This is a genomic window from Paeniroseomonas aquatica (assembly GCF_030409335.1).
Classification (GTDB): Bacteria; Pseudomonadota; Alphaproteobacteria; order Acetobacterales; family Acetobacteraceae; genus Belnapia; species Belnapia aquatica.
This window is the reverse complement of record NZ_JAUFPN010000016.1, coordinates 1-13,869: the sequence shown is the minus strand read 5'-3', so window position 1 is coordinate 13,869 and position 13,869 is coordinate 1. Positions and strand designations below refer to the sequence as shown.

Annotated in this window: 13 protein-coding genes; 5 read left to right on the top strand and 8 right to left on the bottom strand. The window is 66.7% G+C overall.

All coding sequences use genetic code 11. The annotated features are described in order from the left end of the window. Positions 1–34 precede the first annotated feature (34 nt). Entirely contained in the window at positions 35–961 is a 927-nt protein-coding gene (locus QWZ14_RS02065; RefSeq protein WP_353959258.1) for a Bug family tripartite tricarboxylate transporter substrate binding protein, read from the top strand. Between the two features lie 35 nt (positions 962–996). Here QWZ14_RS02065 and QWZ14_RS02060 read toward each other — a convergent pair whose 3' ends face one another. Next, on the bottom strand, positions 997–1,281 hold the full coding sequence (locus QWZ14_RS02060) for a hypothetical protein (protein WP_290314902.1): 285 nt from the start codon (positions 1,279–1,281) through the stop codon (positions 997–999). Between the two features lie 1,175 nt (positions 1,282–2,456). Here QWZ14_RS02060 and QWZ14_RS02055 point away from each other — a divergent pair. Then, entirely contained in the window at positions 2,457–4,466 is a 2,010-nt protein-coding gene (locus tag QWZ14_RS02055) for a hypothetical protein (RefSeq protein WP_290314901.1), read from the top strand. Positions 4,467–4,470: 4 nt separating this feature from the next. Here the strand turns inward: QWZ14_RS02055 and QWZ14_RS02050 are convergent, their stop codons facing one another. The 7 genes from QWZ14_RS02050 to QWZ14_RS02020 form a co-directional block, all read right to left on the bottom strand. Continuing rightward, the gene (locus tag QWZ14_RS02050; protein ID WP_290314900.1) at positions 4,471–5,082 is read right to left on the bottom strand and encodes a hypothetical protein; all 612 of its coding nucleotides are present in this window, start codon (positions 5,080–5,082) and stop codon (positions 4,471–4,473) included. Between the two features lie 578 nt (positions 5,083–5,660). Further along, positions 5,661–6,632 carry a replication protein RepA gene (locus QWZ14_RS02045; protein ID WP_290314899.1) on the bottom strand — a complete coding sequence of 324 codons (972 nt, stop codon included), beginning with the start codon at positions 6,630–6,632 and terminating at the stop codon, positions 5,661–5,663. A gap of 863 nt (positions 6,633–7,495) precedes the next feature. Continuing rightward, the gene (locus QWZ14_RS02040; protein ID WP_290314898.1) at positions 7,496–7,852 is read right to left on the bottom strand and encodes a hypothetical protein; all 357 of its coding nucleotides are present in this window, start codon (positions 7,850–7,852) and stop codon (positions 7,496–7,498) included. Then, positions 7,849–8,481 carry a ParA family protein gene (locus QWZ14_RS02035; protein ID WP_290314897.1) on the bottom strand — a complete coding sequence of 211 codons (633 nt, stop codon included), beginning with the start codon at positions 8,479–8,481 and terminating at the stop codon, positions 7,849–7,851. The genes QWZ14_RS02040 and QWZ14_RS02035 overlap by 4 nt, the downstream gene beginning before the upstream one ends. 240 nt (positions 8,482–8,721) lie before the next feature. Beyond that, positions 8,722–9,570: a tyrosine-type recombinase/integrase gene (locus QWZ14_RS02030; protein WP_290314895.1), complete on the bottom strand. Its 849-nt coding sequence runs from the start codon at positions 9,568–9,570 to the stop codon at positions 8,722–8,724. 120 nt (positions 9,571–9,690) lie between these two features. Next, entirely contained in the window at positions 9,691–9,852 is a 162-nt protein-coding gene (locus tag QWZ14_RS02025) for a hypothetical protein (RefSeq protein WP_290314894.1), read from the bottom strand. Between the two features lie 394 nt (positions 9,853–10,246). Next, on the bottom strand, positions 10,247–10,612 hold the full coding sequence (locus QWZ14_RS02020) for a YetF domain-containing protein (protein ID WP_290314890.1): 366 nt from the start codon (positions 10,610–10,612) through the stop codon (positions 10,247–10,249). A 650-nt stretch (positions 10,613–11,262) separates the two neighbouring features. Here QWZ14_RS02020 and QWZ14_RS02015 point away from each other — a divergent pair. The 3 genes from QWZ14_RS02015 to rfbB all read left to right on the top strand — a co-directional run bounded on the left by QWZ14_RS02015 (position 11,263) and on the right by rfbB (position 13,791). Then, a complete protein-coding gene (locus tag QWZ14_RS02015; protein ID WP_290314889.1) occupies positions 11,263–11,391 on the top strand; it encodes a hypothetical protein in 129 nt (42 codons plus the stop codon). Between the two features lie 751 nt (positions 11,392–12,142). Further along, complete coding sequence (rfbC, locus tag QWZ14_RS02010) at positions 12,143–12,718, top strand: dTDP-4-dehydrorhamnose 3,5-epimerase (protein WP_290314903.1); 576 nt, start codon at positions 12,143–12,145, stop codon at positions 12,716–12,718. A gap of 8 nt (positions 12,719–12,726) precedes the next feature. Continuing rightward, positions 12,727–13,791: a dTDP-glucose 4,6-dehydratase gene (gene rfbB, locus QWZ14_RS02005; protein ID WP_290314888.1), complete on the top strand. Its 1,065-nt coding sequence runs from the start codon at positions 12,727–12,729 to the stop codon at positions 13,789–13,791. Positions 13,792–13,869: the final 78 nt, after the last annotated feature.

The following is a 13,869-nucleotide window of genomic DNA, read 5'->3' as shown; positions in this document are numbered from 1 at the left end:
CTGGGCCCATCGGTTCTGATCAGCGAGATTTAGTATAACCCGGCCCGCTCTCGCCCAGCGCTCCGCATGGCCTACCCAGCCCGTCCGTTTTATTGGGATCTTCCCGCCCGGCGGGGGGACCGACATACTTTCGCGCATCTGGTGCAACAGGATGGCTGAGATCACCGGCCAGTCCTTCGTGGTCGAGAACCGATCGGGCTCGGGCGGCAATGTGGGCACCGAGGCTATCGCGCGCGCCGCGCCGGACGGCAACACCATCGGGCTCGCCTCGGTCTCTTCCCTCTCGATCGCGCCAACCCTCTACGCCCGTCTGCCCTACGACGTTGACCGCGAATTCACCTATGTCTGCGGCCTGTGGCAGCTACCGAACTTGCTCATCCTGCGCCCCGGCGTCCCAGCCCGGAGCATTCCCGAGCTGATCGCGCTCTGCCGCCGCGAACCTGGCCGCTACAGCTTCGCCAGTTCGGGCGCGGGGACCACGCTCCACCTCGCGGGTGAGATGTTTAAGCACATGGCGGGCGTCGACATCCTGCACGTGCCCTACCGCGGCGGCGCACAGGCCTACAACGACCTCCTAGGCGGCCGCATCGACATGGTCTTCGGCAACATCCCCGAGGCACTCCGCCTCTCGCGCGAGGGGCAGGTGCGGCCGCTGGCCGTCACCGGCGCGGCGCGCAGCCCCCAGGCACCGGATGTACCGGCCATGGCCGAGTTCCTGTCCGGCTACGAGATCAACTCCTGGGGCGGTGTGCTCGGCCCTGCGGGCATTCCGCCCGCGCTTGTCGAGCGGATCGCCGTGGTGGCGCGCGAGGCGGTGGAGGGCGCGGATGTACGCCGCCAATTCGAAGAGAAGGGCGCCTCCGTATGGTGGACCACGCCCGAGGGGCTGGCCGAGTTTCGCCGCGAGAACGAGGTGCGCTTCGCCCCTTTGGTCCGCGCGTCCGGCGCTCGAGTGGAGTAGCGCCGTGCGATGCGTTCGTGGATTGGCTTCAACTATCACCCGGTCCCAAGCTTCGGCCGAGGCTGACGCAAGCGGGGCTTCGTAATCGCGCGCTTCGGTGCTCCGGCATCCAGCTCCACGATCCCATGGACGCGGGAAACCCCGGAGCCTGCTTCCTTAGTCGCCTCCACAACGACGCGGTTCCACATCTCGGACAAATTTCCGCCTTTGCACGCCCGGTCGATGGCGGCGGCGATGTTCATCACCTCTCGCACCTCCGTCCGCACCTTGGCAGTCCAATTACCGCCAGTTTCGTCAAGCATTCCGAGATAGGTCGCCATCTGCTTGTGGTTCACGGTCGCATCGGGATTAAGTGGGTCTTCCAGGACTTGATCTGGTTCTTGGCTTGGCCACGGTGACGATAAAGATCCTCTTTAGAGCGTCCGCGCCAAGCCGCCGGCGAGGTTGGTGACAACGAAGCGACTGTCGATCCTCTGCGGGTCGGCCTCGACCCGACTCCAGCTGACGGAGCCATTGTGGAACGCCTCGCAACGCCTCAGCTTTTCCGGGCCGCTCCTGCCGGGCGCGGTGCTGCGCTCCGGAGCCTCGACATGGCAAATCCCGTCCAGCGCACCTTGCACCTTTGGATGACCAGACCTCACAATGCCGATATGCGCCGCTTTGTAGTCTTTGCCGTCTTACTTTCCTTGCCGGCCGGCGCCCAGTCGCCCGACGGCTCGTTCCCTGCCCTTGAGCCAATGGCGCTTCCGTTCCGCGAGCGCTTCACCGACCGCGTCCCTGTCAGTGGCCGCTTCCTCGTCGGGCTGATGGTTATGAACGGCGCTGCCCCTCCTTCCGGCGAGGGCTTGGCGACCGGGCGTCTCCGCGTCAGCAGGCCATCCGACGGACCAACTGAGCCGCTTTGCATCCGTGCGACGATCCAAGATGGGCGCTATACGGCGGAGAACGCTTACGCACCGCCCACGGCGGCCGGATGGGTTCCGCTTGCTTGGCCGACCGCCTACGCGGCAGCCCTCTCGACGGTGCCAATGCGGGAGGTCGCAGCGCTCGCGACTCTCGGCCCCTGCTCCAGCCACAATCTGGCTATCGTGCCGGTGACGACGTCCCCCGTGGCGGAGGGGACGATGCCAAATCTCGTCGCCCTTGCGAATACGCGGGGCGCCGCCACCTGGGCGGCGCTGCGTGATCCCGTCGCGGGTGGACCTGCCATCCGCCGCGTCCGCTGCATCCGTCTGGAGGAGGGAAACCGTGTAGCATTCGATGCCCGCTGCCTCCTCGGTCCCTTCCCGGCCGGCCTAGCGCGCCTTGAACTCCGCCTGGAGCAGCAGAGCCGCGACGGCACTGGGACCGAGGTTGTGGAGCAGGCGACCCTACACCTCCCCGCCCTTACGCCATGAGCGACGCGGTCGGCAGGCTGACGCCCGCCTTGGAGGAGGCTCCGGGCACGGCTCCAACGGCGGTCCCGCCTCCCCCCGCCGCGCCATCGGCAGACGCGATGGTCCCGGTGCAGGGCGAGCTACTGCACGCACAAGGGTCCCATCTCCGTCATCGCGCCTTCGGGTGGCTGCGTCGTGCCCTCCTCGGGGCCGCCCTTCTATTCTGGACACTCGTCTTCCTTCTTACGGCCTTCGGGTACTACGACCGCGCGGTGTCGGTGTCCGGCCGGACAGAGGTGCTAGCCTTGCGGGCGGACGGCACGGACTTCGCCGACTGGCGCTTCCACGGCGCCGCGCTGCTGGCCGATCCAGACGGGTCCGAGGAGCGGGACACCTTCGCCATTCGTCTTGAGGACAATGCCCAGGCGACTTTCACCCGCGCCGGGCGAGGGTCGCTCTCGATTGCCTTCGCAGGCCCGCCAGGGAAGCTAGACGGCGGCTGCCCCCCCGGGGCGGTGCGCGTGGGCCTGTTGCGGCGGGACGGGCGGTCGGACGCACCGCTCTGCGACGGCGCGCGTATCGTGGTTGGCGCGGTACCCCTCGCCGCCCCCTTTGTGCTCTCCCTGCGCGGCGGGGTGGAGATCGGGGAGGAGGTGCGCTCAGGAGCTGGGGCGCAGCCGCTTTTGCTAGAGGGGCAGGCGTTGCTCTTCGCGCGTCACGGCTGGCCAGTCTCCTGGCTCTGCCACGCTGCGCACACGCTCGACGCCCTATGCGACCGCTTCGTCGCCAACCGGCTGGATTTGGCCACGGGCGATTCCATCGCCTTCCGGGCGGCCGAACATGGGGAAGTCCCAGCGACCGGTTTTCTCCGCTTTGCACCTGACGACCCCGCAGGCGGGCTCAGCTTCGACGTCGCGGCCCCCTCCGCTGCTCTCACGGTGCGCCGGCTGAAAGGGGAGGCCTTTAACGTGCAGGAGAGCTGGTTCGAGCGGATTGAGCGGTCTCCGATCCTTCAGGCCTTGAACGGCCTCACCCTCGCTCTTGGCGGCCTCGTGACGCTGCTCGGGCTCGGGCGGTGGCTTGGAGGCGGGGGCGGACACGGCGCCGTGTTCCTAATTCTCCTTGCGCCCGCCACGGCATGGGCGGACCAAGCGATGATCCGTGCCGGCGAGACAGGGCAAGCGATGCTCCGTGCGCGAGGCGACCGCTGCTACGCCCTCACGCCTGCTCACGTCATTGGCGAGGAATCGGCGGCTTTGCTGACGGCGGCCGGACGTGCACGGGGCGAGGGGGACGTGCTGCGCCGCGTGCCAGCCTTCCCAGAGCCTTTCGCTCTGTTGACGGTCCGCGGTTTGCCATCTGCCCTCTGCCCTGGCTTTGAAGGGCCGCCGGCACTCGACGCTCTGCTGCACGGGCGTCCCAGCGGGCATCTCCGGATGGTGCGCGCGGAGGGCGCAATCGAGCGGTTACCGCTGACCGTTCTCTCAGTCGACGTGGAGACATTGGAGGTGCAACTGGAGGGCGGTGCACCGCCGTCACAGGGCATGAGCGGCGCAACGGTCTTCCTCGGCGAACAACCGATAGGCCTGCTGGTGGACGTGGACCCGGCCGCCGGCACGGGCCGGGTTGCCCGTTTGGATCGCGTCTTCGAGCGACTCGGGCCGTACTTCGCCGCGACTTTGCCAGTCTCATCGCTACGCGCACCTGCGGCGTCTGTCGTTGGTCAGGGCCATGGGGCCGCGCTGGAGGTGGTGCGCTGGACAGCCGAGCCGGTGACGGTCGTAAACGGCGCTCGTGCCCTTACCGAACAGGGGCTCAGCCCTTGGCGTGTGCCTGCGGACGCACGTGCCGAGGTGGTGCTGCGCTTACTACCTGGCACGGTGATGACGGGCGTTACGCTCCTCCTCAATGGACTGCCCGACCCGCCGCGCACGGTGGAGATCATGGGCGGACGGAGTGAGAGCGGCCCATGGCAATGGATCGCGGCCTTCCCACTGGAACCCGGCGACCGGGAGGTGACGCGCAGCGTGGCGCCGATCCGCCTACCCTACCTGATGCTGCGGGCGAGCGGAGCGCAGCTGGGGCGAGAGACCATGGCGCTGGGCGGGCTGCGGGTGGAGTCGCGGTAGCCGCTCAGCGCGGCCGCCAGACGATCTCCTGGAAGCCTATTCCCGCAGGGCGCATCCGGCCGCGGAACTCGCCGCGCTCCAGGTTCCAGGTTACTGTTCCCGCACAGTAGTCTCCGTTGCTCGCAAAGGCGAGGATCCGGCCCTGCAGCTGTCCCGTCCAACGGGTGTTGCAACCCGTAGTGCCGCTGAAGCGGCCCGTATCGGCGTCAGCCACCTCGACGTTCAGGATGTGGCGCCCCTCATTCTGCCCCTCCAGCGGCTGCCCCTCCTTGTCGACGTAGACGAAGGTGATCCGCTGTGTTCCAGCCAGCAGCCCACGCAGTGCTGCTTCGAGGATTGCCGCCTCCTCGCTTGCCAGCCCGACCTCAAAGGCAATCTGACGCACGTTGGAATTGGGGTGCCGCACCGCCTCGCGAATCGCGATCAGTCGCAGATTCACGTCGGGATCGTTGAGGAGAGTCCGCCACTCCGTCAGTTGCGTCCCCTGCTGCTGTGCCTGCTGCCGCAGTTGGGCGGCCGTGAGCGGCGCCCCGCGTGGCGCATCTGGCCGTTGATCCTGGGCCCAAGCGGAGGAGGCTAACAACAGAAGGCCGAGACAGAGAGCAGAAGGGCGCATGTGAGGTATCCAAACGTGGCAGGACCAGATCATCTTCTCGGCACGATGGTGCCGGCAAGTTTCCGGGACGCGCTAGATCGTTTCCATTGCGCGAGGTTTGGCGGGTCTGCGTCAAGGCAACGATCTAATTCGAGGTAATGAGTGCGATTGGTGGCCAAGCGCGCAAGCGCTGCGAGAAATTCTGGCAGATCGGCCCTCGATGGCTATTGCTTCCAATGAGCAGTGCAGCAGTCCAGCCAAGGGGTCGTATCCCTGGACGTGGTATAGAAGGCCGGCATCGTAATGGTGGCGGCCATCGCCGGTGTTCCTCGGTAGGGTTTGGTTGTCGAGACCCACACCCCGAACCTTGTACAACCACGATGGCCGACGACAGGATTGCCCTTCGGGAGCTCTTGGAAAAAGGTACCCCTTCGCCGAGTTCCGCCTAGGCAGGTCAGGGCATCTGGTACGTAGTTGTCGCGGGCATGTATCCGCCGCCACCGAAGAGGATGATCAAGATGCACATAAGGGGTGGCTCTGATCGGGTCCAGGCAGACGCGGTCACACAGGGGAAGCTAACGACCTGGATATGACCCTCCTTAACCGGTGGGGGGTTTACTTGCAGTCACGGCGTAAACCCTGGCCGCGACCGGCGAGCGCGACGGGTGCAGCAGCAGCCCCTCCTCTGTGCTTTCTACCCGAGCATCCGGGTAAGCGGCGACCGCCGAGGCCAGGGCCTTGTCGAAATTCGGTCGGAAGGAGCTGGGCCGGCCATAGTTGCCGCCGAACTGCTGCATCAAAGCGGCCCAACGGACTGGGGTCGGCTTCTGCAGGGTGTGCAGCCGATATGCAAGCCAGATGTAGAGATCGAGGCTGGCGGATTTGGCGGCCAGTTCGCGGAGTGCCGCTTCACGGAGCGGCACAGGATGCTGGCGGAGGCTGTCGTAGAAGACCTCATCCAGCACCACTCGATCTTCCCAGAGGTCAGCTTGCTGGTCGTCGGACGGCGTGCGCCGGTGAAAGCGGAGCCCGGAGCGGACAAAGCCGCCTTTGCTCCAGCCGTCTTCGGCTTCGCCTTCCCAGAAAAACTTTAGACTGCAATGGGCGATGCGGCTGGCTTGCTCCCTGAGCGCCTTGCCGGTCTCGCCGCCCCAGCTCAGACCCATTCGGGCGAGCCATTCTCGCATGCTGCGTCCAAGCTCGACTTCCCGCGAGCCGGTGCGGACCGCTTGGGTCTGCAAGTAAAGCAGGATCATCCGTGCCCGGGCGCCGTAGGGCACCCCAATATGCTGCGTTGGCCCCTTCCCCCGAATGATACGGCCGGGCTCGACCAATAGCCGCACCCGATAGCCCGCCTTCTCCCAGGCCGCATCATCCGCTAGGCGCTTGTGCGGCAGACCGGTTAGGCAAAAGCCTGTGTAAGTGATTCCCATCTTGCCGTCGTCGTCGGCTAGGACCTGCGCAGTGATGTCGACGAGGCTTCGCTTCTCGGGCTCGACCATGGCCCTGGCTTTATCCCGTCCATGCAGCAATACGAGCTGCCGTACGCCGCCATCGACCTCCCGCTGCATCAATCCACCCCCAACGATGGACCGACCGTGGCCTTTTGTGTCGGCCGTCGTCAATGGGGGGTTTACTTGCAGTGCCTAGTTGAAAGTAGTTGGAGTCTAACTAGTAGAGACTGCAAGTAAACCCCCCGGGATAAGTCCGGGAATTGCAAGTAAACCCCCCAGCCCTGCAAGCAGACCCCCCGGGATAACTCGCCCGGTCTGTGGGCAACTGCTGCTGCAAGTAAACCCCCCATCTGGCGGCGAATCGGTAGATTGCCGGCGGGCAGCCGCAGTCTCCGATCGACGATGTAGTCGACCCTGGAGGATCCCCGAAAGTGATCGCCCGCCCACGAACGGCCTCCGCTGGTTGGCAACCTTAAGTGGCGCCAGCCCGCTGCATCAACAGGTGGATAACTGACGCAGGCTCACTTGGTCCTGACCTGCCATTTACGTAAGTACGTCCTTGAGCGCTTGTGTGCGTACTAGAATTTGTAATGTTACGCCTTGATTTCATCGATTGATCGGCTGCGATTTTAAGCGTGGCCATGGTTACTTGGCCTGCCGCCGCTCGAGGTCGACCGTTGATGACACCCCCGCCAGGGCCTCGTCCGCAAGGTGGGTGGAGCATCCATGGGCGATAAAGGTAGCGGCTCGTCAGCTAGACAAAAAAGCGGTTCCGGTGAGCGGAAGGGGCGCCCCTTCACCCGATCTACGCATTGCCGCCCCCCCCCAGATATAGGCGCAACGGTAAGAGCCGGACCAAGTCGGCCATACAACCATTCGTGGTTTGGCCGAAGCGTATCTTAATCATAGCGGAATAAGCCAACTTTACGCACTCATGTATTTGCGTAAGTAAGTCCTTGCTAGCTCACGTAATTGCTGCCTCACTTCCGTGCAGTTTCAACCGCACGTTCGCGCTCATGTTCAGGCAGCTGGAAGAAGCGATCCAGCGCCGCGACGATCACGTCCTGATTGGTCACCCTTCTGGAGGATCCCCACGACTTCAGGCGTTCGTAGCGCGCCTCACCGAGGCGGACGGTGACGGCGATCGTCGGCTGTATCCGTGAGCTCAGACGACCGGTTGGCGCCTCGGTAGATGTGGCTGCGGCTGACGGCGTAGGTGCTGGTGCAACCGGAGCCTCCTGCTTGGCCGGTTCCTGCAGCGACTGCATAGCAGGAACGGCCTCTCCTTTTCGCGACATCCCTGGGATCACCAACGGCGCGGCGGGACTTTTGGTCATGCTGTTACATCCTTGCTTGGGGACTTACGTAAGTGCTTGTGGACGTGCTTCCATAATGCGGCAATTTCCTCGGCCGATTTGCTGGATGGGTCGAGTTCACTGGCTACCCGACCGTCCGTCATCGAGGCTGCATAATCGTTCCGCTGATGAAGGACCGCCCCGACCGGCCCATGCTGGGACAGGGCCATGACCGCCTGGGTCGAGATTCGGGTTCGAGGCGTCACGGCGTTCAGGACGAACAGCAACGGCGTGCTCTCGGCTTCGATCATCTCCACGGTCGAGCCGAGTGTGCCGAGGTCGAGGGGCGACGGGCGAGATGGAACGAGGACCAGATCCGAAAGCCGGACGATGGCTCGGGTGTGCGACACATCGGCACCTGGGGTGTCGATGAGCACCAGGCGGACGCTGGCCGCCCGCAGCTCCGCAATCCGCTGCGGTAGGTCGGCGAGGGTGGTCTGGACAAAAACCGGGGTTTCGGCGACCCGCGTGTTCCACCATCTGGCCAAGCTAGCTTGGGGATCGGCGTCGATGACAGCTACTGGTCCTGCGCCCACCCGCTCAGCCTCGACCGCCAGATGCGCCGTCAGGGTGGTCTTGCCACAGCCTCCCTTAGTTGAGACCATACTCATGACCCACATAAGTCCACCCTCACGTCATTGATTGCTTACGTAAGCACATAAGGTAGCAGGAGGACAACGACCGCAAGAAAATCTTGCAAAACAGAACGAAATGCTACTTCATTTACGTAAGTAAGTATGCAGAATCAGTATGGGATGTGTGGGGTTGGTTCATGGTGCATACGGCCGCATAACGCCCCGAGCTATTGGCTGCCTGCGCTGGAAGTGGTTATGCCGGGACTGCCGTGCCGCTCAGTCGGCCTCCTCTGCCCTGTCTTGGGCGCTGTCCCAGACCTTCTGCGAGGCATTGTTGCGCCAGAGCTCGGCGGGTCGGAGGTAGCTGAGCGCCACCTCGGCGGAGCGGTGGCGGGTCTGGCGCATGACCGCGGCGAGATCGGCGCCGGCCTCGCCGGCGGCGGTGGCGAGGCCGGCGCGGAGCGAGTGGCCGGAGTAGCCCTCGGGGTTGGCCAGGCCGGCGTCGCGGGCGGCCTGCTTGACCAGGCGCCAGACCGCCTTGTCGGAGAGGCCGGTGGGGGCGAGCTTGCCCGCCTTGCTCAACCCGACGAACAGCGGCAGCGCCGCATCCGAGGCGCCGCCGGTGCGGTCACCGCCGCCCTGGCGAAAGCCCAGCCAGGTGTCGAGCGCCTGGGCCGGGCAGAGGCCGGGCTCCCTGGGGTTGGCCGAGAGGGCGATGGCCTGGCCGGCGCCGCGCTGGTCGGTCTTCGAGCGGCGGATCAGCAGGCGGAGGCCGCGCTGCGGCACCACTTCCACGTCACCGAGGGTCAGGCCGACCAGTTCCGAGCGCCGTAGTGCCCCGGCAAAGCCCAGCAGCAGCAGCGCCCGGTCGCGGGCGCCGAGCGGCGTCTCCGGGGATGGCCGGGTGGCGAGCATCTGCCGCAGCACCTCCGGCCCGGCGGCGGTGGCCTGCTTGGCTGGGCGGCTGCCCTTGGTGCGGGCGATGCCCTCGAGCAGCATGACCAGGCGGGGATAGCGAAGGTCGAGGGCGATGCCGGCGAGGCGGTGGGCGGCCTGGATGGCGGCGAGCGCCACGCGGAGGCTGGAAAGACTGAGGCCGCGATCGGCGGCGTGGACGGCATACATGGCGATGGTCTCGGGGTCGCCGGCGAGCGGCGGCCGGCCGAGGCTACTGCACCAGGCCTCGTAGGCCCGCCAGGCGGAGCGGTAGGTGCGGCGGGTGCCGTCGCCGCGGGCGCGGGTGGCCTAGACCGCGGCGCGGGCGGCGAGCGCCTGCAGCGTCGCGGCCTGCTCGGGGCTGCCGGGCACCTGGAGGTCGCCGAGCAGGCTGGTGGAGAGGGTGACGGTGCCCGAGCCGGTGGCGGGGTCTTGGGGCAGGGCAGGGGGCTCGGCGGCGGGATCGGGCATGGGGTGACGCTAGCGCCACGCTGTCACGTCCGCAAATAGCGTTTAGCGGACGGAATGGGAAAGCAAAGCCCCGGAAACCGGCAGATGCGGGAAATGGCGCCTGATATCAACGGGTTGCAGGAATTTCGGCATCGCGGGTTATGTTATCGTGCCTTCATGCCGGCATCAGTCGGATGGCCCCCGTCGATCCCGGCATGGCAGGCTGCCGCACCGTCCACAGGCGGCCATCCGGGGCAGGGGAGGGAAAGTGATGACCATCTTGCCCGCCTGGCCTCGACCGGCCCAGGACGCCGCCAGCGGGCTCAGGCGCTACGACACAAGCCGGCGGCCAGCAGGCGCGCGATCAGGTCTGGTCAGGCCATCCGGCAAGACCGTCGACGTCACCCGCCGGGCGTCAGGTCGGGCGCATTGGGACGATACCCTGCAGCAGCTCGGGCACCGTGGCGCCGGCCCCGATTTCGTGCACCACCGAGATCTGCCCGCGCTGCTCGAGCACAGCATAGCGGACCGCGGCGAACGCCTTGGTCCCCTGCTGGCGCAGCACGACCTTCAGATCAGCACGGGTCAGGCCGCAGCGTCGCAGCTCACCCGTGAGCAGCCGGCCATGGGCGATGAGCAGACGCGGCTCCCGCTCAATGAAGGATGCGAGGCCCGGGATCAGGCGGAGACGGGTCAGGGCGGCATGCGTGCCGAGCACCGCGACCAGCGTCGCGGCGCCGGAGACGTAGCTGGCATCATGGGCGTTCGGGATGCGGCCCACGATGGCGCCGACCGCGACCGCGGCGACGACGACGTCGAAGGGCGACAGCTGCGCCAGCTACGCCGCTCCCCCAGCCGAAAGCCGATGACCGCCGTGAGGTAAAGGAGTGCCGCCTTGGCGCTATCCAGCCGATCTCGTCGATATGCCCTTTCAGATGCTCCACGCGTCCCTCCGTCCCACCAGTCGTGGCCACAGTCGCCAGCAACGCCGCCCTGCCCGGCCAGCAGGCGCCGGTCGGCCAGGTGCTCGGCGGTCCCGGTCGTCCCAGGCAGTCCGCCATCGGAGCGGCACTTGGCGAGCAGATTCGGACCAGGCTTGGGTCCGTGATGACTGATCCTGACGGGGCCGGACCGCGGCCCCAGTCGGCCCATACCCAGCGGGCCTATGCCACCGACTGCGCCGCCTTCGCCGGCTGGTGCGCGGCTGTCGGCGAGGTGCCGCTGCCCGCCTCCCCCGCGGCCATCGCCGGGCATCTGAAGAGCCTCGCCGGCCCGGCCGGAGATCCGCGCCACCCTGCGCGCGCTCGTCGCCGATCACGCCGCCCCGCTGCGCCCCGCCACGGTGCTAGGGGAGGCCGAACTCCGGCCGCTGCTCGCCAGCTGCGGCGCCGACCTGGCCGGGCGCTGTTTCTGCTGGCCCAGGCCACAGCGTTGCGCCGCGCTGCCCTGGTCGCACTCGACCGCGAGCAGTTGCGCTTCACCGTGGCGGGGATGGTGCTGGAGACCGCCCGGGGCGGGTTGGAGATCGGCCGCTGCCCGGTCCGCGCCCTGGAGGCCTAGCTGCGGCATGCGCGTATCGACTATGGCGCTGTCTTTTGCCGGGTGACCGCGGCGGGACGCTGGAGGACCGGCTCAGCCCGCAGGGCATCTGGCGCATCCTCCGCCGTCGCGCGGCCCTGGCCCGGCTCAGCCTGCCTGTCGGTACCCGGCTCTCGCCCCAGGGGCTGCGGACCGGCGTCCCGGCCCCGGTCAAACCTGGTCCGGAGCGCCGGCGATCCCGTCCTGGGCTGCCATGACCAGCCCGGCCTCGGACTCCGGCAGCACGGCCAGTGCCCCGCCGGTGATGGCGGATGGGCGCTATTTACAGGCGCTGCGCCAGGGCAATCCCATCGTTCAGAAAGCGGCCAAGATAACTCAGCGAGCGCGGCTTAATCTGGTTCGACGATGGCGTTCTCAACTTCACCGCCACCACCAACTGGTTCCGCAAACACTTCACCGCCACCAGAGCCACGCAGGCTGTGCAACACTTCCAGGCTACCGCCAGGGGCTCTGAACCATCCCCTAAAGAGGTTGCTCCTGCTCATAACCCCAAGCGGCCATGTCACAATTGTGAAAATTAGGAAAAAATACCCTTGCTGCTTATTTGAGAACCTTATTTTGTTTTTGTATTAATAATAAGACAGAGGAATTGTGCCGAAGGAATTTCAGTGAATGGTTGTGCTCTCAAACCCGTGTGTTATATTCGCTGCGATGCAGCACAAACCTGGAGGTGGAACTCATGATACGTTCTACCCACCGCACAAAATTCGAGATGGTTCTGCGTAGTGGCAACCAAACAGCAACGTTTTTCTCCATAAACGGTCCCATCCTGGTGGCTTCGCGCCGCTTCGGCGACCACCGCGGCTTCTTCGTCGAGACCTACAGCGCGGCGGATTTCGCGGCGCTCGGCATTCCGGATGTCTTCGTGCAGGACAACCACTCGCTCTCGGCGCAGCCGGGCACCGTGCGGGGGATGCATTTCCAGATCGCGCCGCGGGCCCAGGCCAAGCTGGTGCGGGTGCTGCGCGGCGCCATCCTCGATATCGCGGTGGATATCCGGCGGTCCTCGCCGACCTACGGCCAGCACGTCGCGGTTGAGCTAAGTGCGGAGAACCTACAGCAGTTCTACGTGCCCGTCGGCTTTGCCCATGGCTTCTGCACGCTGCAGCCGGATACGGAGGTCGCCTACAAGGTCACCGATACCTACGCCCCGGACTGCGACCGCGGCATCGCCTGGGATGATCCCGACCTCGCGCTGCCCTGGCCCTTCGAGGCGGGCGACGTGCAACTCTCCGACAAGGACCGCCGGGCGCCGCGGTTGCGGGACATGCCGGCGGCATTCGAATAGGGCTTTCGATGCGCATCCTGGTTACCGGCGGCGCCGGCTTCATCGGTTCGGCGCTGGTGCGCCACCTCGTGCTCGAGCGCGGCGCCAGCGTCCTGGTCGTCGACAAGCTGACCTATGCCGGCGACCGCCGCTCCATCCGCGACTGCGAGGGCAGGCCCGGCTTCGCCTTCCTCGAGGCCGACATCTGCGACACGGCGCGGATGCGCGCGGCCTTCGCCGAGTACCGGCCGGAGGCGGTGATGCACCTGGCCGCCGAGAGCCACGTCGACCGCTCCATCGCCGGCGCCGCGCCCTTCATCGAGACCAACATCCAGGGCACCTTCAGCCTGCTCGAGGCCGCCCGCGGCTACCACGCCGGGCTGGAGGCCGCGGCCAAGGCGGGTTTCCGCTTCCTGCATGTCTCGACCGACGAGGTCTTCGGCTCGCTCGGCCCGACCGGCGCCTTCGACGAGACCACGCCCTACGACCCGCGCTCGCCCTACTCGGCCAGCAAGGCGGCCTCGGACCACCTGGCGCGGGCCTGGCGGGAGACCTACGGGCTGCCGACCCTGGTGACCAACTGCTCGAACAACTACGGGCCCTACCACTTCCCCGAGAAGCTGATCCCGCTGATCATCCTCAATGCGATGGCGGGGAAGGAGCTGCCGGTCTACGGCGATGGCAGCAACATCCGCGACTGGCTCTTCGTCGAGGACCATGCCCGCGCCCTGGTCGCGGCGGTGGAGCGCGGCCAGCCCGGGGAGACTTACTGCATCGGCGGCCGCTCCGAGCAGCGCAACCTCGACGTGGTGCAGACCATCTGCGACCTGCTCGATGCGCGCCTGCCCGGGGCCCGGCCGCGGCGGGAGCTGATCCGCTTCGTCACCGACCGGCCGGGGCACGACCAGCGCTACGCCATCGACCCGGCCAAGGCCGAGCGCGAACTGGGCTGGAGCCAGCAGGAAAGCTTCGAGAGCGGCATCGCCCGGACCATCGACTGGTACCTGGCGAACGAGTGGTGGTGGCAGCCGCTGCGGGCGGAGTACGCCGGCGAGCGGCTCGGCCTGATCCCCGCCACCGCGAAGGCCGGCTGATGCGGGTCCTCGTCATCGGCCGCACCGGCCAGATCTCGACCGAGCTCGGCGCCCGCCTGCCGGCGGCCGGGCATGAGG

Coding starts and splice junctions, on each gene's coding strand:
- QWZ14_RS02060 (WP_290314902.1), bottom strand. CDS start 1,281: ATGGCGACCTATCTCGGAATGCTTGACGAAACTGGCGGTAATTGGACT.
- QWZ14_RS02055 (WP_290314901.1), top strand. CDS start 2,457: ATGGTCCCGGTGCAGGGCGAGCTACTGCACGCACAAGGGTCCCATCTC.
- QWZ14_RS02050 (WP_290314900.1), bottom strand. CDS start 5,082: ATGCGCCCTTCTGCTCTCTGTCTCGGCCTTCTGTTGTTAGCCTCCTCC.
- QWZ14_RS02045 (WP_290314899.1), bottom strand. CDS start 6,632: ATGCAGCGGGAGGTCGATGGCGGCGTACGGCAGCTCGTATTGCTGCAT.
- QWZ14_RS02040 (WP_290314898.1), bottom strand. CDS start 7,852: ATGACCAAAAGTCCCGCCGCGCCGTTGGTGATCCCAGGGATGTCGCGA.
- QWZ14_RS02035 (WP_290314897.1), bottom strand. CDS start 8,481: ATGAGTATGGTCTCAACTAAGGGAGGCTGTGGCAAGACCACCCTGACG.
- QWZ14_RS02030 (WP_290314895.1), bottom strand. CDS start 9,570: ATGTATGCCGTCCACGCCGCCGATCGCGGCCTCAGTCTTTCCAGCCTC.
- QWZ14_RS02025 (WP_290314894.1), bottom strand. CDS start 9,852: ATGCCCGATCCCGCCGCCGAGCCCCCTGCCCTGCCCCAAGACCCCGCC.
- rfbC (WP_290314903.1), top strand. CDS start 12,143: ATGGTTCTGCGTAGTGGCAACCAAACAGCAACGTTTTTCTCCATAAAC.
- rfbB (WP_290314888.1), top strand. CDS start 12,727: ATGCGCATCCTGGTTACCGGCGGCGCCGGCTTCATCGGTTCGGCGCTG.